The sequence below is a fragment of the Microvirga lupini genome (genome assembly GCF_014191055.1).
Lineage (GTDB): Bacteria > Pseudomonadota > Alphaproteobacteria > Rhizobiales > Beijerinckiaceae > Microvirga > Microvirga lupini_A.
On the sequence record NZ_JACHWB010000004.1, the window covers coordinates 26,264 to 46,790 of the forward strand.

Consider the following 20,527-nt stretch of genomic DNA (forward strand, 5'->3'; position numbering starts at 1 on the left):
TCGATGTTTCCAGATCTCGGCCTCGTTACCACTGCCGTCATTCTCTTTGGTCTGCTCATCGGTCTCCTGGCCTTCGGCGTCTGGATCGGCATCGCGCTGCTCATCGTGGGATTCGCGGCCATCTTCATGGTCACGCCCGTGCCCATCGGACCGGTGCTCGCCACCACGGTCTGGTCGAGTTCCGCCTCCTGGTCGCTCGCTGCACTTCCGCTCTTCATCTGGATGGGCGAGATCCTCTTCCGCACGCGCCTGTCCGAGCAGATGTTCCTCGGCCTTGCGCCCTGGCTCAACTGGCTGCCCGGCCGCCTGCTGCATGTGAATGTGGTCGGCTGCGGCGTGTTTGCGGCTGTCTCGGGCTCGTCCGCCGCCACCTGCGCGACCATCGGCAAGATCGCTCTGCCGGAGCTCAAGAAACGCGGCTACGACGACATGATGAGCCTCGGCAGCCTCGCTGGCTCCGGCACCCTCGGACTTCTCATACCGCCTTCGATCCCCATGGTGGTCTATGCCATCGCGGCGAATGTCTCGGTAATCCAGGTTTTTCTCGCCGGCTTCCTGCCGGGCCTTCTCGTGATGGCGCTCTATTCCGGCTATATCGGCCTCTGGTCGCTTGCGAACCCGAAGAAGTCGCCGCCGCCGGAGCCGCGCACGAGTTTTGCCTACAAGCTGCGGAGCTCAGCGAAGCTCCTGCCGGTCCTGCTGCTGATCGCCTTCATCTTCTCCGCGCTCATCTTCGGTTGGGCGACGGCCACCGAATGTGCCGCCTGGGGCGTGACCGGCGCCCTCATCCTCGCCTGGTGGTCGGGCACGCTCACCTGGGCGACGTTCCGGGACAGCCTGTTGAGCGCCACGCGCCTGACGGTCACGATCATGCTGATCCTGGCAGGTGCCGCCTTCACCACGGCCGCCATGGCCTATACGGGTATTCCCGCGGCGCTTGCCGCCTGGGTCGAAGCGCTGCAGCTCTCGCCCTACGTGCTGATCGCGGCGCTTACGATCATGTACATCCTCTTAGGCTGCCTCATCGACGGCATCTCGATGATCGTGCTCACCACCGTGGTGGTGCTGCCCATGATCAAGCAGGCGGGTTTCGACCTGGTCTGGTTCGGCGTCTTCCTCATCATCCTGGTGGAGATGGCGCAGATCACGCCGCCGGTTGGCTTCAATCTCTTCGTTTTGCAGAACATGAGCGGGCGCGACAGTTTCACGATTGCACGGGCGGCCCTGCCGTTCTTCTTCCTGCTCGTAGCGGCGGTTGCCATCATCACGGCTTTTCCGAACATCGCGCTGTGGCTGCCGCGGCTCGCCTTTCCGGGATAGATTTCAACATCACCAGAGGAGAAAAATCGAATGAAGCCCATGACACGATTGACCTTGAGCCTTGCCGGCGCGCTGCTGCTCGCAAGCCCCGCCCTGGCGCAGACCAAGTGGAACCTGCCGGCCGCCTATCCGACCGACAACTTCCATACCGAGAACCTGAACGCCTTCTCGAAGGACGTGGCGGACGCGACCGGCGGCAAGCTGCAGATCACGGTTCATGCCAATGCCTCGCTCTTCAAGGCGCCGGAGATCAAGCGCGCGGTGCAGACCGGCCAGGCCCAGGCCGGCGAGGTGCTGATGTCCCTGCACGAGAACGAGGACCCGCTCTACGGCCTCGACGTGGTGCCTTTCCTCGCCACCTCGTTCGACCAGTCGAAGAAGCTGTGGGACGTGCAGCGCCCGGCTGTCGAGAAGAAGCTCGCAGGCCAGGGCCTGATGCTGCTCTTCGCCGTGCCCTGGCCGCCGCAGGGAATCTTCGCCAAGCAGGACATCAACAAAGTCGAAGACCTTAAGGGCGTGAAGTGGCGCGCCTACAACGTGGGCACCGCGCGCATCGCCGAGATCGTCGGCGCGCAGCCCGTGACCGTTCAGGCCGCCGAGCTGCCCCAGGCGCTCGCCACCGGCGTGGTCACCACCTTCATGACCTCTGGCGCGACAGGCTACGACGCGAAGGTGTGGGAGTCGCTCTCCCACTTCTACGACACGCAGGCCTGGATTCCGAAGAACATGACCTTCGTCAACAAGGCGGCTTTCGACGCCCTCGACAAGCCGACCCAGGAGGCCATCCTGAAGGCCGCCAAGACGGCGGAAGAGCGCGGCTGGCGGACGGCTCAGGAGAAGACCAAATGGTATCTCGAGCAGCTGGCCAAGAACGGCATGAAGGTGCAGTCCCCCGGGCCTGAGCTGAAGACAGGCCTGCAGAAGGTCGGCGAGCAGCTCACGGCCGATTGGCTGAAGAAGGCCGGCTCTGACGGTCAGGCCATCGTCGATGCCTACAAGAAGGCGGGGTCGTAGCAGGCTGAAGGGTCAAGCGTCATCCCGGACGGCGCGAGCCGATCCGGGATCGCAAGCAGCATAAGGCGCCATTCTCGTCCAGCCATCCCGGGTTCTGCTACGCAGCCCCGGGATGGCGCGTTTGGAAGAGCCTCAAGCCAGCGTGAAGTTCATCGTGATCTCGGCGTTGAGCACCTTCGACACCGGGCAGGTCTTCTCGGCCGCGCGGGCGAGCTCCTCGAACTTGGCCCGGTCGATGCCCGGCACGTTGGCATTCAGCGTCAGGGCCGATTTCTTGATCGCAAACCCGCTGCCTTCCTGCTCGAGGGAGATCACCGCTTCCGTGGCAAGCTCCGTCGGCGTGAAGCCCGCGCCCTGGAGCTGGAAGGCGAGCGCCATGGTGAAGCAGCCCGCATGAGCGGCGGCGATCAGCTCTTCCGGGTTCGTGCCCTTCTCGTTTTCAAAACGGGTCTTGAAGGAATAGGGCGTCGAGGACAGAACGCCGGAATCCGAGGTGAGGTGGCCGGTGCCTTCCTTGCCCGTGCCCTGCCAGACGGCTCTTGCCTTGCGGTTCATCCTGATCTCCTTTTGCGGTGAGGCTTGGTGATCTAGAACAGAGGATGCCAAGCTCCAGAGGCCGCCTGCCATTGGCGGGAAGTGTTGAGCCATGATGCATCTCAAGGCCCGCCTGCGTCCGCGGCTTCTCGGCTTGGCTGCCGTGGCCTGGGTGGTCTTTGCCGCTCTGCCCTCGTCCTGGACCGAGAACTCACGCCTGCTCGCGGCCTGGGACGTCGGGGTCGTGTTTTACCTCATCCTTGCCGGGATCATGGCCCTGCGCTCCTCCACGGCCAAGATGCAGGAACGGGCGGCGCAAGAGGACGAGGCCGCCGTCGTGGTCCTTGCCCTGACGCTGGCCGCCTCTGTGGCGAGCCTTGCCGCCATCGCCGTGGAGCTGACCGGCATTCAGAACGACCCGACCGGTCAGCAGGCCTTCCGCCTTGGGATCGCGGCCGTCACCATCCTGTGTTCCTGGTTCTTCGTGCACACGATCTACGCCATTCACTACGCGCACGAATATTACGGCGATGGAGGCGAACGCCGCGGTCTGTCCTTTCCGCACGAGAATCGGCCCGATTACTGGGATTTTCTCTATTTCTCGTTCAATCTGGGAGCCGCCGCGCAGACCTCGGACGTGGTGATCGTCTCCCGACGGATGCGCCGCTTGGTGCTCGCGCACACGATCCTGTCCTTCCTGTTCAACACCACGATCCTGGCGCTTGCAGTCAATGTCGGCGCTGGACTGCTCTAGAGCTTATCTCATCCTACGAGCCCTCTCATGACCGGGTTTCCTGATGTCCAATCTCCTTTCGCTTGACCTTCTTGCCCCTCGCATCGAAACCAACCGTCTCATCTTGCGCGGGCACCGGCTCGATGACTTTGCCGATTACATGGCTCTCTGGACCGATCCGGAGGTAACGCGGTTCATCGGCGGCAGGCCTTCGACCCGCGAAGAGGTGTGGGGACGGCTGCTGCGCAATGTCGGGCATTGGGCATCCCTCGGTTTCGGCTATTGGGTCATCGTGGACAAAGAGACCGGACGCTTTCTCGGCGAGACGGGATTTGCGAATTTCCGGCGCGAGATCGAGCCTTCCCTCGACGACATGCCGGAAATCGGCTGGGCGCTTGCTCCCCATGCGCATGGCAGGGGCTATGCGACGGAGGCCGTGGGTGCTGCCGTCGCATGGGGCGACGCGCATTTCGGCTCCCGGCGCACGGCCTGCATCATCGCGCCGGAGAACGCGCCATCCATCCGCGTGGCGGAGAAATGCGGCTACCGGGAGTTCTCCCGCACGACCTACAAGGACAAGCCGACGATCATGTTCGTGCGCTAGAGCATCGAACGCAAAAGCGGACACCGGTTCTGCGTAAAAAGATGCGTCAAGCCAAAAACCTAAAGCATCGGATCGCCTTTGCCTTATGGGTTCGGTGCATCGTCTGCAAAGGCGGCGCCGGCCAGCCGCTCGGCATGGTCACGCACATCCTTGGGCCAGAGCCTGATCAGAGCCTCGAACAGCTTGCGATCCCCGGCAAAGAGCGCGCGCGAGGCTTCCTCGAAACCTGCCTCGTTCCCGGCGAGCGTGGACATGAATCGATAGAGCGCCTCCTGGGCCTGGCGCATCCGGTCCTTGGCCTCGTTGCTGCGACGAGCCTCTTCGACCAGCTTGCGCAGGGCCACGGAGGCTCCCCCAGGCTGGGCGTTGAGCCATTCCCAATGCCGCGGGAGCAGCGTCACTTCACGGGCCACGACGCCGAGCTTGGGTCGGCCCGAGCCCCGGGGCTCTGCCTTGCCGGAAGTCTGCCCCAGCCGTTTCACCACATCGTCCGCTGTTCCGCGGAAATCGACTTCGACGACCCGGCAGGTCTCGTCGTCGAGGATCAGGATCGAGACCCCCTCGTCATGGTCAAGGGAGGCTTTGGCCTTTGCCGCGACAGTCGCGAGATCGCCCGACGCAATCCGGCGCATTCCCGCGAAGGCCGTGTAGGTTTGGTTTTCGGTCGCCATGATCATCCCCTGGCAGCAACAAGCACGACAGAGTTTTATCCGGATTAAATAATCATGTCAATAATACCCGGATAAAATAGGCAGGTGCTAGAGCGCTTCGTTCTCGTCCTTCTCGCCTTCGACGATGCGCCGTGCCACATCGAAGCGGAAACCCGCGCGGGCCATGGCGGCGAGATCCTTGTCGCGGTAAGGCGCGCGATCCCCGGGTCGGAAGGGTCCGAGCTTGCGGCGGCGGGCAAAGGCGCGGGCCGCCTGCTCCTCGTCGCCCTCTTCTCCGTCCAGGGCCGCCGCGATCGTGCCCCGGTCGACTCCCTTGGCGGAGAGCTTCGCCTGAATGGCCCGTGCCGACCCGCCCCGGCGCCGCAGGGTGGCGACGCGGGCCTCCGCATAGCGGGTATCGTCGATGAGGCCGCTGCGCAGGCTTTTCGCCACCACCTCGTCGATCATCTCCTGGAACTCGGCCGGGTCCTCGCCCCGCAGGCGGCAGCGTTTGTCGACCTTGCGGCGAAGGACGCGCCGCAGGTTTTCGGCCGAGGAGGCATAGCGTTCGAGGTAAGACATGGCCGCCCGCTGCAGGTAGGCAGGCGTCACCTTGCGCGGCGGCTTGCGGGTAGGTTTGCCGGTCTCGTCCGTCATTCCGGCTTGATGTCTGATGGGGGCGAGGTCTCGCCCGGTTTCTCCACTTGGCCACGGCGCTGCAGCTGCAGGGCCACGAACCAGCACAGGGCCGCCCAGGCAGCACCCACGGACCAGCCGGCGACCACGTCGCTCGGCCAGTGGACGCCCAGATAGACGCGGCTCACGCCGACCAGCACGGTCATGATGATGGCAAGCCCCATGATGAAGGCACTGACGCGACGGCTCTTCTCCACACGAGCCAGCAGGGCGCCGAGCGTCAGATAGGTGATCGCCGACATCATGGCATGGCCGCTGGGGAAGCTGGCGGTGTAGGTCCGGGTGGCATGAGGCACGAGGTCCGGTCGCGGCCGCTCGAAGCCGAGTTTGAGGCCGGTGGAGAGGAGAGTGCCGCCGACGATGGCGATCAGCACCAGAAGGGCTGCTCCCCGCTTGCCCACCATGAGCAGATAGGTCACCGCTGCCAGCGTGAGAAGCGTCAGGATCGCGTAGCCGCCAAGCCCAGTGAAGTCCCTGGCCGATTCCTCCAGCCAGGAGGGTCCAAGCGGATTGGCCGGGTTCTGCGGATCACGCAGGGCCAGCAGGAGTTGGCTGTCGAGCGCATGGGTCTCACCCTCCTGTACCTCATCGGCAAGGGTGATGAAGGCCCAGGCGAAGAAGCCGCAGGCGGACACGGACAGGAGCGGGCCGATCTCATTGAGCCGCAGGCGAAACCACAGGCGGGTGGCGGGGGCGAGAAGCGTCTTCATGGCCTCATGACATAGGAGGATTGCGACATCTGGCGAGAGGTGCCTGCTGGCGGCACCCGTGTCATCCCCGGCGCGCCGCAGGCGCGGGAAGGGGATCCATGACGCAGCGCTGGGATCACACCTCAAGCCCCTTGCGCCATGCCTTCGGCGCGGTGATGCTCCCGAGGTTGAGCCACTCGGCCATAAGGCGCAGCTCGTCCCCCAGGGCGGGGGCGATCTCCTCCGGCGGAACGGACGATTCCGGGTGTATGGAGTGGACGATGAGATTGCCCGAGGCCCGGTCGGCCTTGAGATCCACGCGGGCGACGATCCGTTCGCCCAGCACAAAGGGCAGGCAGTAATAGCCGAATTCCCGCTTCTCGGCCGGGGTGTAGATCTCGATCCGGTAGCGGAAATCGAACAGGCGCTCCGTACGCGTGCGCTCCCAGACGATGGGATCGAAGGGCGACACGAGCGCTCTTGCCTCGACCCGGCGGGGGATTTTCGCCTGCGGATCGAGGTAGACCGGACCCCAGCCCTCGACCGTGGCGGGCAAGAGGTCCCCCGCCTCGACCAATTCGGGAATGCGCGCCTTGGCGTCCTGCGCCTCCAGGCGGAAATAGTCGCGCAGGCAGCGTTCCGAGGCGATGCCGAGCGCCCGGATGGACAGCCGCAGCAATTCCCGCTGCGCCTCCTCGGTCGAGGGCGTCGGCATGGTGAGGATGTCGGAGGGCAGCACCCGTTCGGGCAGGTCGTAGAGGCGTTCGAAGCCGCGTCGTGTGGCGGTGGTGACATGGCCTGCCCAGAACAGCCATTCGAGTGCCCGCTTTCCGTCGCTCCAGCCCCACCAGGAACCCTGGCCCTTGCCGCCGATGGAGAGCTCGCCGGCGCCGATCGGCCCGCGCGCCTCGATTTCGCGGCGCACCTGCTCGATGAAGGCGCGCTTCTCGCGTCCGAACCGGGCGAGCCCGCCATAGGTGCCCTCGCCCCGCGCGGCGCGCTCCATCCGCCAGCGGAAGAGCGGGTGCAGATCGAGCCGGATCAACGAAGCCTCGTGGCCCCAATACTCGAAGGCTTCCCGCTTTTTGCGATGATAGGCCGTCGTCTCGAGCAGCCCCCGGTCATAGGCGCCAAGCCGCGAGAACAGCGGCATGTAATGGGCCCGCACCAGCACGTTGACCGAATCGATCTGGAGCAGGTGCGAGCGCTGCAGCACACGGCGCACATGGCGCCTGGTGGCACCGGCTGGACGGCCTTCGTGAAAACCCTGAGCGGCCAGGGCGATCCGCCGGGCCTGGGGAATCGTGATATGGGTGCGGGACGGCATGGCGCGAACAATAGAGGAACATGCTCGCTTGTTGCCAGAGGCAGGGCTCCGAAACCGTCAGCGAAGGGTCGGAACCTGTGGACTGAGCCGTCACTTAGCTCAATCTTGAGCCGGAACGCATACCAGCCCTGCAGGCATGGGTTCGACACAGTTTCAGTTTGTCCCTTAGATGAGCCTGCCGAACACGATGGACCCGATGGACCAATCACCCGCAGCCCAGCCTCACAGCGGTGGGCGCAAGACTTTGTCCCACGCCGAGATCCGCACGATCATTTCCGGCGTGATGCTGGCCATGTTCCTGGCGGCGCTCGACCAGACCATCATCGCGACGGCGTTGCCGACCATCGGCCATGAGCTGGGCGACCTGGAGCACCTGTCCTGGATCGTGACGGTCTACCTTTTGACCTCCACTGCCGTGACGCCACTCTACGGCAAGCTCAGCGATTCCTACGGCCGGCGCACCATCATGCTGGTCGGCATCGTGGTCTTCATCATCGGCTCCCTCGCCTGCGCGCTGGCACCCAACATGCTCTTCCTCATCCTGGCCCGCGGCCTCCAGGGCATCGGCGGCGGCGGATTGATCGCGGTGGCGCAGACCATCATCGCCGATATCGTGCCGCCCAGGGAGCGCGGGCGCTATCAGGTCTATTTCGCCAGCGTGTTCATGACCTCGAGCCTGCTCGGTCCGGTGCTCGGCGGGTTCTTCGCCGAGAAGCTGCACTGGTCGGTGATCTTCTGGATCAACATGCCGCTCGGGCTCATCGCCTTCGCCATCGCCCATCGCAGCCTGAAGCGCCTGCCCCGGTTCGAGCGTCCGCACCGGCTCGACTTTCTGGGGGCGGCGCTGCTCGTGACGGCCACCGTTGTCCTGCTCCTCGCCCTGAGCTGGGGCGGCATCCGCTATCCTTGGGGCTCGCTGCCGATTGTCGGGCTCATCGCAGGCTCCCTCGTGCTCTGGGTCCTGTTCGCCCTGCGCATGCGATTGGCTCCCGAGCCCCTGATCCCGCCGGGCGTGCTGCACAATCCCGTCGTGCGCATGGCAACCCTCTCGGCCTGCTTCGGCATGGGCACCTATATCGGGCTCACCATCTATCTGCCGGTCTATTTCGAGGCAGTGCGCGGCCTCTCGGCGAGCCTGTCGGGCCTCGCGCTCATTCCCCTCATGGCCGGGACCGTGGTCGGCGCGACGCTGTCGGGCCGCACCATGGCGAAGGTGAAGCACTACAAGCGCCTTCCCACGGCCGGCCTCCTGGTGGCCATGGCGGCCACCGGTGTGCTCGCCCTCTACGGGCAGGCCCTGTCCATCACCGCCGTCGAAATCGTTCTCGGCATCATCAGCATCGGCCTGGGAACGGTCTTGCCCGTCACCATGGTGACGACCCAGAACGCGGTGGCGCCGCACCAGATGGGAACCGCCACGGGCACGGCCAATTTCTTCCGCTCGCTGGGCGGCGCCTTCATCGTGGCAACCTTCGGTGCCATCGTGCTCAGCGGCTCGGGGGTGACGGGGGCTGCCAGCTTCGAGGCCCTGGGCGAGGCGGCGGCCAAGAGCGGCATCAACCTGGCCGATGTGTTCAGCCATGTGTTCCTGGCGGCCATCGTCGGCTTCGGCCTGTCGCTTGCTTTCCTGCTCGCCCTGGAGGAGCGCCCCCTGCGCGGCGCTGCCGTGAAGGCTGCCGAGGCCGTTGTTGCCGATTGATCAGGGGCGGTTCCGCGAGCGCCGGTAGAGCAGCACGATGGCAAAGACGATGATCAGACCTGAGATCATCATCCCGAAAATGCCGAATGCGCCCTCCGTCTCCGCTGCGCCGGGTGGCGTGGTCTGAGAGGCCGGCGTTTGAGTACCGGGGGTCGTGCTCTGGGTTCGGACAATCAGGGCGTCGTCGTCGATTCGGGAGGCGGGAAGCGGCATCGTCCATCCTGGGTGGCTGTGACCCGGATCAATGATCCTTGAGCCCCAGGGTTTCCTTCATCCTGCGGCGTCGTGGCTGGGGATAGGGCATCTCCCCTGTGGAGAGCTTGCCCGCGAGCGGCACTTCCTTAAGCCTTGCCGTGTTAGGACCGTGCCGGATCATTTTCGAGCATCGCACGAGGGAGGCTGATGAAGGCTGGCATCGACATGGGATTGGCGTCCTCCGCTCCCGGCGGACAATCGGCCTTGCTCGACCTCGAGGAGCTTCTGGCGACGCGCCTGCTCGTCCAGGGCAATTCCGGCTCCGGCAAGTCGCATCTCCTGCGCCGCCTTCTCGAGCAGAGCGCCAACCTCGTCCAGCAGGCCATCATTGACCCCGAGGGCGATTTCGTCACGCTCGCCGACAAGTTCGGCCATGTGGTGGTGGACGCCTCCCGGTCCGAGGGCGACCTGCAGCGCATCGCCGCCCGCGTGCGCCAGCACCGGGTCTCGGTGGTCTTGAGCCTCGAAGGTCTCGATGCCGAGGCGCAGATGCGCTGCGCGGCCGCCTTCCTGGGCGGCCTCTTCGATGCCGAGCGCGATTACTGGTACCCGATGCTCGTGGTGGTCGATGAGGCGCAGCTTTTCGCGCCCGCCGCCGCCGGCGAGGTCTCGGACGAGGCGAGAAAAGTCTCGCTCGGCGCCATGACCAACCTCATGTGCCGTGGCCGCAAGCGCGGATTGGCCGGCATCATCGCCACCCAGCGCCTCGCCAAGCTCGCCAAGAACGTGGCGGCGGAAGCCTCGAACTTCCTCATGGGCCGCACTTTCCTCGACATCGACATGGCCCGCGCCGCTGACTTGCTCGGCATGGAGCGCCGCCAGGCCGAGATGTTCCGCGACCTCGAGCGCGGGCATTTCGTGGCCCTGGGGCCCGCCCTTTCGCGTCGCCCGCTGCCGATCCGCATCGGCGCGGTGGAAACCTCCACCCGCACAGGCACCTTCAAGCTCATGCCGCTCCCCGAGCAGCCCAAGGAAGACGCCCGCGACCTCATCTTCAAGGCCGGCGAAGACGAGGTGGCTGCCCGCCCCGTGATGCCGCGCCGCGCGCCTCCACCGCCGCCGGCGCCCTCAACCAACGATCTCCTGGCGCAACTCGCCCGCACAAGGCCGGCCGCAGCACCCGAGCCGCAAGCGGAGGAGACCGAACAGTCCAAGGCCGAGCGCGACGCTACCCTCGACGCGATCCTGCGCGAGATTTTGGACGATCCGGAGGCGGCCTTCCGCTCCGTAGCCGTTCTGTATCAGGATTTTCTCGTCCGCTGCCGCATCCGCCGCGTCGCCGGCGAGCCGCTGAACCTCAACGCCTTCCGCCGCCGCCTCGCGGTCGCCCGCGCGGGCGTCGACACGGCCACCACTGATGGCACCGAATGGGACCGCGCCGTCGCCTTCGCGGCGGATCTCGCGGAGGATATCCAGGGCATCTACCTGCTCATCGCCCGCGCGGCCATGGAAGGCTCGCCCTGCCCGCCGGACGGCGAGATCGCGCGTGCCTGCGGCAGCCGCTCGCCGGGCCGGGCGCGACGCCTCATCGCCTATATGGAAACCCGCAATATCGTCGTGACCCGCAACGACCCGCGCGGCCTGCGCATCATCGCGCTCCCCGATCTCGGCTGGGAAACCGCCCCCGGCGACCCGAACGCCTTCGAGGAGCCGCAGGGGCCAGAGACGCGGGATCTGTTCGCGGTGGGGTAGGATTGCTGATCGCGTGAGAGGGTCTATGGCAGAGGGAACGTGCAAACTTACTGGAAAGAAGGGTAAGTTCGTTGCTTCGCATTTAATTCCTAAAGCTTTGACCCGTCCAGCTGTATCAGGCGCTCCCTTGATTCAATTTGGGTCTGGACGAAAGCCCACTCGACGCTGGGATAGTTGGTATGATCGAAATCTTGTGATCAGAGAAGGGGAAGACATCCTAACGGATTTAGACACTTGGGCGATTACTGAGCTGCGAAAACATAGACTTGTTTGGAGCGGTTGGGGCCCAATGACAATGTTGAAGGATGATCATGATACGCTCAATGGAACACCATGGGGTATACGCAGGATTAAAACCATTGATACTCAACGGCTGCGCTTATTCTTCTTGAGCCTGTTGTGGCGTGCTGCAGCGACAAGCCGACCTGAGTTCTCCGAGATTGTCATGCCGCCAGAAGATTTAGAGCGGCTGCGATTGATGATACTTCAGGGAACCTCTGAGCCGCTCTCATTCTATCCGATCGCGCTCATTCAACTCTCTACTGTGGGTGAGATTCATAATCAGACGCCGCTTGCAGATGCGAAGCGTGTTCCTGCTACTGGTGACGAACCAGAGAGACTGATCCCGATTTTCCGATTCTATCTCGATGGTCTGATAGCTCACATTCATCGTCAAACTACTGATGATGGCTATGCAGATAGGCTTGGCCCTCTGATTTTGGGGAGCAGCAACGAGGTAGTGATCTCTACTGTGACTTTTGAACGTTCATTTCAGCTTGAGAATTTCCTCACTGTACTATCCGAATCTCTCTGAGATTCGTTTAAGCGGACTTTTTAGAAGAAAGCTCAATGTCTGTGTCTATGCCGTCTTCACAATAGCGTTGAAGTACAGTTGATTCGGCGGAATTGTCACTATCGGGTTAAATGTTGTTGCATCATTGCGCCCCCTCGCCCGTTGATTCGGGTTGAAGGAGGTCAGAGGCCCTGATGTTCCGCTTTTTCGAGACCCGCATCGATTTCCGAAAGAAGCCGCCGGAGGAATCGCCGCCGGATACGCTCTGGGGCTTCTACTGGCACTTCATCCGGCAGGCGAAGGGCTTATTTCTCGCGCTCTTCGCGCTTGGCTTCGTGCTGGCGGTTTTCGAGGCGCTGATCCCCTGGCTCATTGGCCGCCTGGTGAACGCTCTGTCGCACACCTCGCCGGAAGGCATTTTTGACGAGGCCGGGCCGCTGCTGATCGCCATGGCGGCGATCATCCTGCTGGTGCGGCCGGTGGGGACGATCCTGTTCCGGCTGCTCGTCAACCACTCGCTCGCCGTCTCCTTCACCACCATGGTGCATTGGCAGAACTACTGGCATGTGGTGCGCCAGCCTCTCGGCTTCTTCCAGGAGGATTTTGCCGGGCGCATCGCCAACCGGGTGCTGCAGACCGGGCGCCCCTTGCGCGAGACGGTTCTGTCCGTCGCACGCGCGGTCTGGCAGATCCTGATCTTTGGGGCGGCCTCCATCGGTCTCCTCGGCACGCAGGACTGGCGTCTCGCCATCCCCATGGCCGGATGGTTCGTGCTCTATGCCACGCTGCTGGGCTTTTCCGTGCCGCGCATCCAGAAGCGCTCGCGCGTATCGAGCGAGGCGCGCTCCGCCGTCACCGGCAAGGTGGTGGACAGCTTCACCAACATCATGACGGTAAAACTGTTCGGGCGCCGCAAGGATGAGGACGAGTACATCAGCGAGGGCTACAGCCGGCTCAACGACGCCTTCATGAGCCAGCAGCGCATCAACACACTCTACGTGGCGGGCCTCACCTTTCTCAACGCCATCTTCCTGGTCGCCACAGGCGCGGTGGCCGTGTGGCTCTTCAGCGCGGGCCGGGTCGATGCCGGCACCATGACCACGGCGCTGCTGCTCTCGACGCAGATCGTCTCCATGTCCGGCTGGGTGGCCTTCGAGGTCATGGGCATCTTCGAGAACCTGGGCACGGTGCAGGAGGGCATGAAGACGATCTCGCGCCCGCTCACCATGCAGGACAAGCCGAATGCCAGGCCGCTGGCCGTGCCGCGCGGAGAAATACGCTTCGAGAATGTCAGCTTCTCCTATGGCGAGGGCGACACGGTGATCGACCGGCTCGATCTGACCTTGAGACCCGGCGAGAAGATCGGGCTCGTGGGCCGCTCCGGCGTCGGCAAGACCACGCTGGTCAACCTGCTCCTGCGCTTCTTCGAGCCTCAAGGCGGCCGCATTCTCATCGACGGGCACGACATCGCCGACGCCCAGGAGGAAAGCCTGCGCGGAAAAATCTCGGTGGTGACGCAGGACACCTCGCTGCTGCACCGCTCGATCCGCGAGAACATCCTCTACGGGCGGCCGGATGCCAGCGAGGAGGCGATGCGCGAGGCGGCGCGCCAGGCGCACGCCACCGATTTCATCGAACGCCTCGTGGACGGACGCGGGCGGCGCGGCTTCGACGCCCATGTGGGCGAGCGCGGCGTGAAACTCTCCGGCGGCCAGCGCCAGCGCATTGCCATCGCGCGCGTGATCCTGAAGGACGCGCCGATCCTGATCCTGGACGAGGCCACCTCGGCGCTCGATTCCGAGGTCGAGGCCGCGATCCAGGAATCGCTCGCCACGCTCATGGAGGGCAAGACCGTGATCGCCATCGCGCACCGCCTCTCGACCTTGCAGCTCATGGATCGCCTGATCGTCATGGACGAGGCGCGGATCGTCGAGGAAGGCACGCACGAGGAGCTGCTGGAGAACGGTGGCCTCTATGCCGGCCTCTGGTCGCGCCAGTCCGGCGGGTTCCTGCTCGCGCGCAAGGGTGTGCGGGACGAGAGGGTTTGAACAGTAGCCGCGCTATATCCCCCCCCTTGCGGGGAGGGGTGGTCGCGCAGCGACCGGGTGGGATGGTATGACGGGGTGAGGGATTGCTGATGCAGGCGCTGTAGCAGCCTCGCACATTCACTACGAAGTGCTGCGCCTCAACTTTATGACCCCACCCTTAATCCCTCCCCGCAAGCGGGAGGGAAGAGCAACTCTTCCTTTCACATCAGCGCGCTCATGGACTATGGTCGCGCCATTCCCACAACCCCGAGTTATCATCCCATCATGCACAATGACCGTCTGAGCCTTGATTCCGTCGCCCGTCATGTCGATGCCAAGGCCGAGGATTACTGCGCCTTGAGCGACCGCATCTGGGCCACGCCCGAACTCGCCTTCGAAGAGCACCGGTCGGTCGCCGAGCAGATCGCCATGTTGGAGCGCGAGGGCTTTCGCATCACGAAAAACGTCGGCGGCATGGCCACCGCCTTTATCGCAGAATTCGGCAAAGGCGGTCCCGTCGTCGGGATCCTCGGTGAATTCGACGCCCTACCGGATCTCGCGCAGATCTCCGGCGTCGCCGAGCACAAGCCGACCGTGACAGGCGCGCCGGGACATGGCTGCGGCCACAACCTGCTGGGTGCTGGCTCCGCCCTGGCGGCCGTGGCGCTGAAGGATGCGCTTGAGGCGGAGGGCATCGCCGGCACCGTTCGCTATTACGGCTGCCCGGCCGAGGAGAGCGGATCCGGCAAGACCTTCATGGCCCGCGCCGGCCTGTTCGACGATCTCGATGCAGCCTTCTGCTGGCATCCGAGCGTAGTCAACGAGGTGCAGACCACCTCGTCGCTGGCCTGCATCCAGGCCTATTTCCGCTTCAGAGGCCGGGCCGCGCACGCAGCCGCGTCGCCTCATGTGGGCCGCTCCGCGCTCGATGCGGTGGAGCTGATGAATGTGGGCGTGAACTACATGCGCGAGCACATGCCCTCGGATGCCCGCGTGCATTACGCGATCACCAACACCGGAGGCGATGCGCCCAACGTGGTGCAGGCTTATGCTGAATCGCTCTATCTCGTGCGCTCGCCGCACCTGCCCGATGCGGAGCGCCTGTTCGAGCGCGTGAAGAAGATTGCTGAAGGCGCGGCGCTGATGACGGAAACCTCCGTGTCCGTGCAGATCACCGACGCGACCTCGAACGTCGTGCCCAACAAGGCGCTGCAGGAGGCCATGTACGAGAACATGCGCCGCCTCGGACCGCCTGCTTTCGACAAGGCTGATCTCGCCTTTGCGGAAAAGCTTCAGAGGTCGGCTCTGACGGAGGAGGAAATTCTGGCGAGCGTGAAGCCGCATGACATGTCGCTGAAGACCAAGGTGCTGCACGACGGCGTACTCTCGATGCCGACCCGCGAGGAGGTGATGATGGGCACCACCGATGTGGGCGATGTCAGCTGGATCGTCCCGACCGTGCAGTGCCACACCGCCTGCTTTGCCATCGGCACGCCGTTCCACACCTGGCAGCTCGTCACGCAGGGAAATCTGCCCGCCGCGCACAAGGGGATGGTGCTGGCCGCCAAGGCCATGGCGGCCACCGCCGCCGATTGTCTGCGCAACCCCGATCTTGTCGCCCGCGCCAAGGCGGAGCTGCGGGAGCGCACCGGCGGCCGTGCCTATCGCTGCCCGATCCCGGATGACGTCACGCCGGACGATCTGCGGGCGAAAGCGGCCTGAGTTTCGGACATACTCGATCATGCAAACGCCTCGGTCTCTGGCCGGGGCGTTCTTGCATTCAAGCAAAGTCAGCTTGGCGGTCGATGGTCTCGCCGCGGCAGCAAAGCGGGCTTATCTACGCTTCTCAGAAATGGAGAGCGTCATGAAGCTGACCGGAATTCATCATCTCACAGCCGTCACGGCGGATGCGCGCGGCAATCACGCCTTCTACACGCGGACCCTGGGCCTGCGGCTCGTGAAGAAGACGGTCAACCAGGACGATGTGAGCGCCTACCATCTGTTCTACGCGGACGCGAAGGCATCCCCCGGCACGGACATCACGTTCTTCGACTGGCCGGTGGGCCGCGAGCGGCGCGGCACCCACAGCATTGCGCAGACGGCGTTGCGCGTGAACGGCGAGAAAGCCCTTGCCTGGTGGAAGGATCGCTTCGACACCCTTCACGTGCGCAGCGATGAGATCGTCGAGCGTGACGGCCGGCTCTCCCTCGACTTTGAGGATTTCGAAGGCCAGCGCCTGAGTCTCGTCGACGATGGCGGCCAGGGCGACTCCCATCCGTGGGAGCGCAGCCCCGTGCCGGCCGAGCACCAGATCCGGGGCCTGGGTCCGATCCGGATCAGCGTGCCGAAGCTGGAGCGCACGGCCCGTGTTCTGACCGAGGCCATGGATATGCGGGCGGCCCGGGAGTATCGCGTCGGCGACACGCCGGTTCACGTGTTCGAGATGGGTCAGGGCGGTCCTGCCGCGGAACTGCATGTGGCCGTTGAGCCAGGCCTTGCACCGGCCCATCCGGGTGCGGGCGGCGTGCACCATGTGGCCTTTCGCACGCCGGACGAGCGGACCTATCAGGAGTGCTGGGAGCGCCTACAATCCTTGAGGGCGCCATCGAGCGGCCCGGTCGATCGCTATTACTTCCAGAGCCTTTATTTCCGCGAGCCGAACGGCATCCTGTTCGAGATCGCCACAGACGGTCCGGGCTTTGCCACCGACGAGCCGATGGACAAGCTCGGCGAGCGCCTCGCCCTGCCGCCCTTCCTGGAGCCGCGCCGGGCTGAGATCGAAGCGGGACTCAAGCCGCTCTAAAGCATCGGACGTGAATTCGAACTCACGTTCGATGCTTCAAGTTTTTGTTTGACGCATCTTTTCACGCAAAACCGGTGTCCACTTTTGCGTTCGATGCTCTAGAGCCTGAATTCCAGACATTCCGCCGCTTCGTGCAAGCCGCCCTGCTTCCTCAGGGCGGCTCTTCTTTTGAGGAAGGCACCCTCCTTTTGCGGCATTGCGCCTCAAGCGGGCGGCTGCGGATCCATGTAGAAGGTAGACTCTCCCGGGAGTAAGAGTTTATCAATCGTAATATTGTTGTCCTTAGTTTTTTGCTTCCGTTGCAGAGTTGTGTAAGACTTTGCTTAAATTAATCGGTTTCATGTGTTCACATTACTTCTTGTGTAGGGGTTTCCCATGTTTCGCGCCAAGGTGAAGACCGGCTTGGTGGGAGCGCTGTTTGCGCTGACCGCCTTCGTGGGCGTCGCATACGCGGCTTCGCTGGCCGTGCCGACTGACAGGCCGATCCTGACGATCTCGGGCAAGATCGCCGTGACCAACAAGGACAACACGGCCCAGTTCGATCGGAAGATGCTGGAATCCATGGGCTTGGTGACGGTCGAGACCACGACGCCGTGGCATGAGGGCAAGGTGAAGTTCGAGGGCGTCCCGCTCGACAAGCTGATGAAGCAGGTCGGTGCGTCCGGACAGCGGGTCATCGTGGCTGCGCTGAACGACTATACCACCGAGATCCCAATCGATGATTTTGCGAAGTTCAACGTGATCCTCGCCATCAAACGCAATGGCGAATACATGTCCGTGCGCGACAAGGGACCCCTATTCGTCATCTATCCCTATGACAGCAATCCGGACCTGAAGAGCCAGACTTATTATGCACGTTCGGCTTGGCAGGTTGCCAAGATCGACGTCCGGTAGCCGAGGCCAGGCGGAGGCCTCCCATTGTCGCTGCGCGCATTCAAAACGGTGATCGCCCTCGTGATCGGTGGGTTCCTGATCGCCGCCGTCTACATCTCGGTGCTGGTCGTCCAGCGCCAGGGTGCGCTGCGTCAGATCGCCGTGTACAATCCGGCCTGGGAAGCAAGCCAGGCCTCCTCCGAATTCATCCGGCTGGAGCACCGCCTCGCTGAGTTCGCGAGACCTGCAAGCGGCGTCGACAAGGACGAGGTGGCGCTTCGCTACGATATCCTGGCCGGTCGGGTGAAACAGCTGAACGAGGGTGACTTCCAGGCTCTGCTCCAGCGGGATCCTGAGCATCAGGCCATGCTGCGGCGGCTCGAGCTGGCGTTGGAGGGCATGGATCCGCTCATCCAGAACCTGGACCAGCCGGGCAATCTCCAGAAGGTGATCGACGGTCTGAAACCATTCGACGGCGCTCTGGCCCAGATCGCATCGACCGTGCTCATCTATGGGTCCGAGACCGTTCAGAAGGATCAGCAGGAGCTGATCCGCCTGCATTGGCTCTTCTCCGGCATCGCGGCCAGCCTCGTTCTGATCGGGATCGCGTTGATCGTCCTTCTCGACAGGCACAACCGGCTGCTGGGGCGGGCACATCAAGAGCTGCATGTCCTGGCGCATCAGGATGCCCTCACCGGCCTGCCCAACCGCGTCGTGCTCCGCAACCAGCTCGAACATGCGCTGGCCGGGCTCAAGCCGAACGGCCGAACGATCGCCGTGTCCTATCTGGATCTCGACCACTTCAAGGACGTCAACGATTCCTTCGGCCACGAGACGGGCGACGAATTGCTCAAGGCCGTGGCCGAACGTCTCCGGAACTGCATTCCCGCGAGCGAAGGCCACGTCCGGAACCTTATCTCACGGTTCGGCGGCGATGAGTTCGCGATTCTTCAGACCGGAATTCGCAAACCCGGCGAAAGCGCTGCCCTGGCGTCGAAGATCGTCGAGGCCCTGCGGGCGCCGTTCACCGTGAACGGCCAGGAAATCTTCATCGGCACCAGCATCGGCATCGCGCTGCCTCAGGGACATGTCACCCCGAGCCAGATCCTGAAACACGCCGACATGGCCCTCTACCACGCCAAGGCCGATGGCCGGGGCACGTTCCGCTTCTTCGAACCGCACATGGACGTTCAGCTTCAGGCGCGGCGCGCCCTGGAGGTCGATCTGCGCAAGGCCGCGACCAACGGCGATTTCGAGCTGTTCTACCAGCCGCAGATCAACATCGACGACAACGAGATCGGCGGCTACGAGGCTCTCCTGCGCTGGCACCATCCCGAGCGCGGGCTTGTCCCACCCGCCGAGTTCATCCCGGTCATCGAGGATACGGGCCTCATCGTGCCCCTGGGCGACTGGATCCTCGAACAGGCTTGCAGGGAAGCGGCCAGATGGCCGCGCAACATCCATGTGGCCGTCAACCTGTCGCCTGTGCAGTTCCGGAACCGGGGTCTGGTGCAGAGCGTCAGCCGCGCCCTCGTAGCATCGGGTCTCTCCCCCAACCGGCTGGAGCTGGAGATCACCGAGTCGGTGCTGCTTCAGGACAACGAGGTGACCGTCTCGATGCTGCACCAGTTGCGCCAACTCGGCGTGCGCATCGCCATGGACGACTTCGGCACCGGCTATTCGTCTCTCAGCTATCTGCGCAGCTTCCCGTTCGACAAGATCAAGATCGATCAGTCTTTCGTGCGGGAAATGTCCCAGCGGGCCGACTGCCTTGCCATCGTGCAGTCCGTGGCCAATCTGGGCAGCAGCCTCGGCATGCCGACCGTGGCCGAGGGCATCGAGACGGAGGAGCAGCTGCGCCAGATTCAGGCGGCCGGATGCACCGATGCGCAAGGCTATTATTTCGGTCGTCCGCGGCCGGCGCGAGACCTGGTGCATACCCTGGCAGCCCTCAGGCAGGAGGCGCGCGTGGCCTGAGGGCCACCGCATTGATCGGTCCAAGCGTTGCCGGGCATCCTCCTGTTAAGAAGAGCCTCATGAGAAACATCTTCGAGAGCGCCCTGCAGGGCATTCCCCTGTCGGAGCAGGTCACCAACCCGCACATCATCGTCGGGCGGTACAGCTACTACTCCGGATATTATCATGGGCATTCCTTCGACGATTGCGCGCGCTACCTGCTGGCCGACGAGCCCGAGGCCGACAAGCTCATCATCGGCAGCTTCTGCTCCATCGCGACCGGCGCGACCTTCCTGATGCACGGGAACCAAGGCCATCGCCGGGATTGGATCTCGACCTTTCCGTTCTTCTACATGAACAAGGACGGCGCATTCGGCGAGCCGCAGGATCCGTTCCTGCCTGCAGGCGATACGGTGGTGGGCCACGATGTCTGGATCGGCACGGAAGCCATGATCATGCCGGGCGTCCGGATCGGCCATGGGGCCGTGGTCGGAAGCCGGGCCGTCGTGTCCCGCGACGTGGCGCCCTACACCATTGTGGTCGGCAATCCTGCCCGGCCGATCCGCAAGCGGTTCTCCGACGAGGAGATCGCCATGCTGCTGGAGATGGCCTGGTGGGACTGGCCGGTGGAGCGGATCAGGGATGCGATGCCGTTCATGTGCAGTTCGGATATCGCGGGGCTTCACCGCTTCTGGCGTGAAGGATGAAACTCCTGCGGCGGCCCAGAGTCAAATGCCGCATGACCACGCGGTCCTAAGAGAAAATACCTTTCCGCTCTTTCCCGATCCTGATCACCTATGTTACGCAGGATCACATGCCGGAGCGTCAGGCTGGCAGGAGAGTTTCAACAATTCAATTGGGA

19 protein-coding genes are annotated in these 20,527 nt (G+C 63.9%); 13 read left to right on the plus strand and 6 right to left on the minus strand.

What is annotated here, in order from left to right:
• Positions 1-3 precede the first annotated feature (3 nt).
• The gene (locus FHR70_RS15520; RefSeq protein WP_183451761.1) at positions 4-1,320 is read left to right on the plus strand and encodes a TRAP transporter large permease; all 1,317 of its coding nucleotides are present in this window, start codon (positions 4-6) and stop codon (positions 1,318-1,320) included.
• A 30-nt stretch (positions 1,321-1,350) separates the two neighbouring features.
• On the plus strand, positions 1,351-2,334 hold the full coding sequence (locus FHR70_RS15525) for a TRAP transporter substrate-binding protein (RefSeq protein ID WP_183451763.1): 984 nt from the start codon (positions 1,351-1,353) through the stop codon (positions 2,332-2,334).
• 132 nt (positions 2,335-2,466) lie between these two features.
• Here FHR70_RS15525 and FHR70_RS15530 read toward each other — a convergent pair whose 3' ends face one another.
• A complete protein-coding gene (locus tag FHR70_RS15530; RefSeq protein ID WP_183451764.1) occupies positions 2,467-2,889 on the minus strand; it encodes an OsmC family protein in 423 nt (140 codons plus the stop codon).
• A gap of 91 nt (positions 2,890-2,980) precedes the next feature.
• Between FHR70_RS15530 and FHR70_RS15535 the strand changes: the two genes are divergently transcribed.
• Both FHR70_RS15535 and FHR70_RS15540 read left to right on the plus strand, forming a co-directional pair.
• Positions 2,981-3,622 (plus strand): DUF1345 domain-containing protein, encoded by a 642-nt coding sequence (locus FHR70_RS15535; protein WP_246408220.1) that lies wholly within the window; start codon positions 2,981-2,983, stop codon positions 3,620-3,622.
• A gap of 43 nt (positions 3,623-3,665) precedes the next feature.
• Positions 3,666-4,205, plus strand: a complete 540-nt coding sequence (locus FHR70_RS15540; protein ID WP_183451766.1) for a GNAT family N-acetyltransferase — start codon at positions 3,666-3,668, stop codon at positions 4,203-4,205.
• Positions 4,206-4,288: 83 nt separating this feature from the next.
• Here the strand turns inward: FHR70_RS15540 and FHR70_RS15545 are convergent, their stop codons facing one another.
• The 4 genes from FHR70_RS15545 to FHR70_RS15560 all read right to left on the minus strand — a co-directional run bounded on the left by FHR70_RS15545 (position 4,289) and on the right by FHR70_RS15560 (position 7,567).
• Positions 4,289-4,882 (minus strand): DUF2239 family protein, encoded by a 594-nt coding sequence (locus tag FHR70_RS15545; RefSeq protein WP_425487871.1) that lies wholly within the window; start codon positions 4,880-4,882, stop codon positions 4,289-4,291.
• A gap of 81 nt (positions 4,883-4,963) precedes the next feature.
• Positions 4,964-5,512, minus strand: a complete 549-nt coding sequence (locus tag FHR70_RS15550) for a regulatory protein RecX (RefSeq protein ID WP_183451770.1) — start codon at positions 5,510-5,512, stop codon at positions 4,964-4,966.
• The gene (locus FHR70_RS15555) at positions 5,509-6,261 is read right to left on the minus strand and encodes a phosphatase PAP2 family protein (RefSeq protein WP_183451773.1); all 753 of its coding nucleotides are present in this window, start codon (positions 6,259-6,261) and stop codon (positions 5,509-5,511) included. Before FHR70_RS15555 ends, FHR70_RS15550 begins: the two co-directional genes overlap by 4 nt.
• Positions 6,262-6,376: 115 nt before the next feature.
• On the minus strand, positions 6,377-7,567 hold the full coding sequence (locus FHR70_RS15560; protein WP_183451775.1) for a winged helix-turn-helix domain-containing protein: 1,191 nt from the start codon (positions 7,565-7,567) through the stop codon (positions 6,377-6,379).
• A 196-nt stretch (positions 7,568-7,763) separates the two neighbouring features.
• On the opposite strand from FHR70_RS15560, the gene FHR70_RS15565 reads away from it, so the two are divergent.
• The gene (locus FHR70_RS15565) at positions 7,764-9,266 is read left to right on the plus strand and encodes an MDR family MFS transporter (protein WP_183451777.1); all 1,503 of its coding nucleotides are present in this window, start codon (positions 7,764-7,766) and stop codon (positions 9,264-9,266) included.
• Here the strand turns inward: FHR70_RS15565 and FHR70_RS15570 are convergent, their stop codons facing one another.
• Positions 9,267-9,479: a hypothetical protein gene (locus FHR70_RS15570; RefSeq protein ID WP_183451779.1), complete on the minus strand. Its 213-nt coding sequence runs from the start codon at positions 9,477-9,479 to the stop codon at positions 9,267-9,269.
• A 189-nt stretch (positions 9,480-9,668) separates the two neighbouring features.
• Between FHR70_RS15570 and FHR70_RS15575 the strand changes: the two genes are divergently transcribed.
• The 8 genes from FHR70_RS15575 to catB all read left to right on the plus strand — a co-directional run bounded on the left by FHR70_RS15575 (position 9,669) and on the right by catB (position 20,372).
• Entirely contained in the window at positions 9,669-11,213 is a 1,545-nt protein-coding gene (locus FHR70_RS15575; protein ID WP_183451781.1) for a helicase HerA domain-containing protein, read from the plus strand.
• A 25-nt stretch (positions 11,214-11,238) separates the two neighbouring features.
• Positions 11,239-12,027: a hypothetical protein gene (locus FHR70_RS15580; protein WP_183451783.1), complete on the plus strand. Its 789-nt coding sequence runs from the start codon at positions 11,239-11,241 to the stop codon at positions 12,025-12,027.
• Between the two features lie 173 nt (positions 12,028-12,200).
• Positions 12,201-14,054, plus strand: coding sequence for an ABC transporter ATP-binding protein (locus tag FHR70_RS15585; protein ID WP_183451785.1), 1,854 nt, complete (start codon positions 12,201-12,203; stop codon positions 14,052-14,054).
• Between the two features lie 264 nt (positions 14,055-14,318).
• The gene (locus tag FHR70_RS15590) at positions 14,319-15,755 is read left to right on the plus strand and encodes a M20 family metallopeptidase (protein ID WP_183452484.1); all 1,437 of its coding nucleotides are present in this window, start codon (positions 14,319-14,321) and stop codon (positions 15,753-15,755) included.
• Positions 15,756-15,897: 142 nt separating this feature from the next.
• On the plus strand, positions 15,898-16,836 hold the full coding sequence (locus tag FHR70_RS15595; protein WP_183451787.1) for a ring-cleaving dioxygenase: 939 nt from the start codon (positions 15,898-15,900) through the stop codon (positions 16,834-16,836).
• 375 nt (positions 16,837-17,211) lie between these two features.
• Entirely contained in the window at positions 17,212-17,730 is a 519-nt protein-coding gene (locus tag FHR70_RS15600; protein WP_183451789.1) for a putative pterin-binding protein, read from the plus strand.
• Positions 17,731-17,754: 24 nt separating this feature from the next.
• The gene (locus FHR70_RS15605) at positions 17,755-19,686 is read left to right on the plus strand and encodes a putative bifunctional diguanylate cyclase/phosphodiesterase (RefSeq protein ID WP_183451791.1); all 1,932 of its coding nucleotides are present in this window, start codon (positions 17,755-17,757) and stop codon (positions 19,684-19,686) included.
• A gap of 59 nt (positions 19,687-19,745) precedes the next feature.
• On the plus strand, positions 19,746-20,372 hold the full coding sequence (gene catB / locus FHR70_RS15610) for a type B chloramphenicol O-acetyltransferase (RefSeq protein ID WP_183451793.1): 627 nt from the start codon (positions 19,746-19,748) through the stop codon (positions 20,370-20,372).
• The last annotated feature ends 155 nt before the right edge of the window (positions 20,373-20,527 follow it).

Excerpts from the sequence above, each read along its gene's own strand:
- FHR70_RS15545 (WP_425487871.1), bottom strand. The coding sequence starts at position 4,882 with ATGATCATGGCGACCGAAAACCAAACCTACACGGCCTTCGCGGGAATG.
- FHR70_RS15555 (WP_183451773.1), bottom strand. The coding sequence starts at position 6,261 with ATGAAGACGCTTCTCGCCCCCGCCACCCGCCTGTGGTTTCGCCTGCGG.
- FHR70_RS15570 (WP_183451779.1), bottom strand. The coding sequence starts at position 9,479 with ATGCCGCTTCCCGCCTCCCGAATCGACGACGACGCCCTGATTGTCCGA.
- FHR70_RS15580 (WP_183451783.1), top strand. The coding sequence starts at position 11,239 with ATGGCAGAGGGAACGTGCAAACTTACTGGAAAGAAGGGTAAGTTCGTT.
- FHR70_RS15530 (WP_183451764.1), bottom strand. The coding sequence starts at position 2,889 with ATGAACCGCAAGGCAAGAGCCGTCTGGCAGGGCACGGGCAAGGAAGGC.
- FHR70_RS15520 (WP_183451761.1), top strand. The coding sequence starts at position 4 with ATGTTTCCAGATCTCGGCCTCGTTACCACTGCCGTCATTCTCTTTGGT.
- FHR70_RS15565 (WP_183451777.1), top strand. The coding sequence starts at position 7,764 with ATGGACCAATCACCCGCAGCCCAGCCTCACAGCGGTGGGCGCAAGACT.
- FHR70_RS15525 (WP_183451763.1), top strand. The coding sequence starts at position 1,351 with ATGAAGCCCATGACACGATTGACCTTGAGCCTTGCCGGCGCGCTGCTG.
- FHR70_RS15560 (WP_183451775.1), bottom strand. The coding sequence starts at position 7,567 with ATGCCGTCCCGCACCCATATCACGATTCCCCAGGCCCGGCGGATCGCC.
- FHR70_RS15595 (WP_183451787.1), top strand. The coding sequence starts at position 15,898 with ATGAAGCTGACCGGAATTCATCATCTCACAGCCGTCACGGCGGATGCG.
- FHR70_RS15600 (WP_183451789.1), top strand. The coding sequence starts at position 17,212 with ATGTTTCGCGCCAAGGTGAAGACCGGCTTGGTGGGAGCGCTGTTTGCG.
- FHR70_RS15550 (WP_183451770.1), bottom strand. The coding sequence starts at position 5,512 with ATGACGGACGAGACCGGCAAACCTACCCGCAAGCCGCCGCGCAAGGTG.
- FHR70_RS15590 (WP_183452484.1), top strand. The coding sequence starts at position 14,319 with ATGCACAATGACCGTCTGAGCCTTGATTCCGTCGCCCGTCATGTCGAT.
- FHR70_RS15575 (WP_183451781.1), top strand. The coding sequence starts at position 9,669 with ATGAAGGCTGGCATCGACATGGGATTGGCGTCCTCCGCTCCCGGCGGA.
- FHR70_RS15535 (WP_246408220.1), top strand. The coding sequence starts at position 2,981 with ATGATGCATCTCAAGGCCCGCCTGCGTCCGCGGCTTCTCGGCTTGGCT.
- FHR70_RS15585 (WP_183451785.1), top strand. The coding sequence starts at position 12,201 with ATGTTCCGCTTTTTCGAGACCCGCATCGATTTCCGAAAGAAGCCGCCG.
- catB (WP_183451793.1), top strand. The coding sequence starts at position 19,746 with ATGAGAAACATCTTCGAGAGCGCCCTGCAGGGCATTCCCCTGTCGGAG.
- FHR70_RS15540 (WP_183451766.1), top strand. The coding sequence starts at position 3,666 with ATGTCCAATCTCCTTTCGCTTGACCTTCTTGCCCCTCGCATCGAAACC.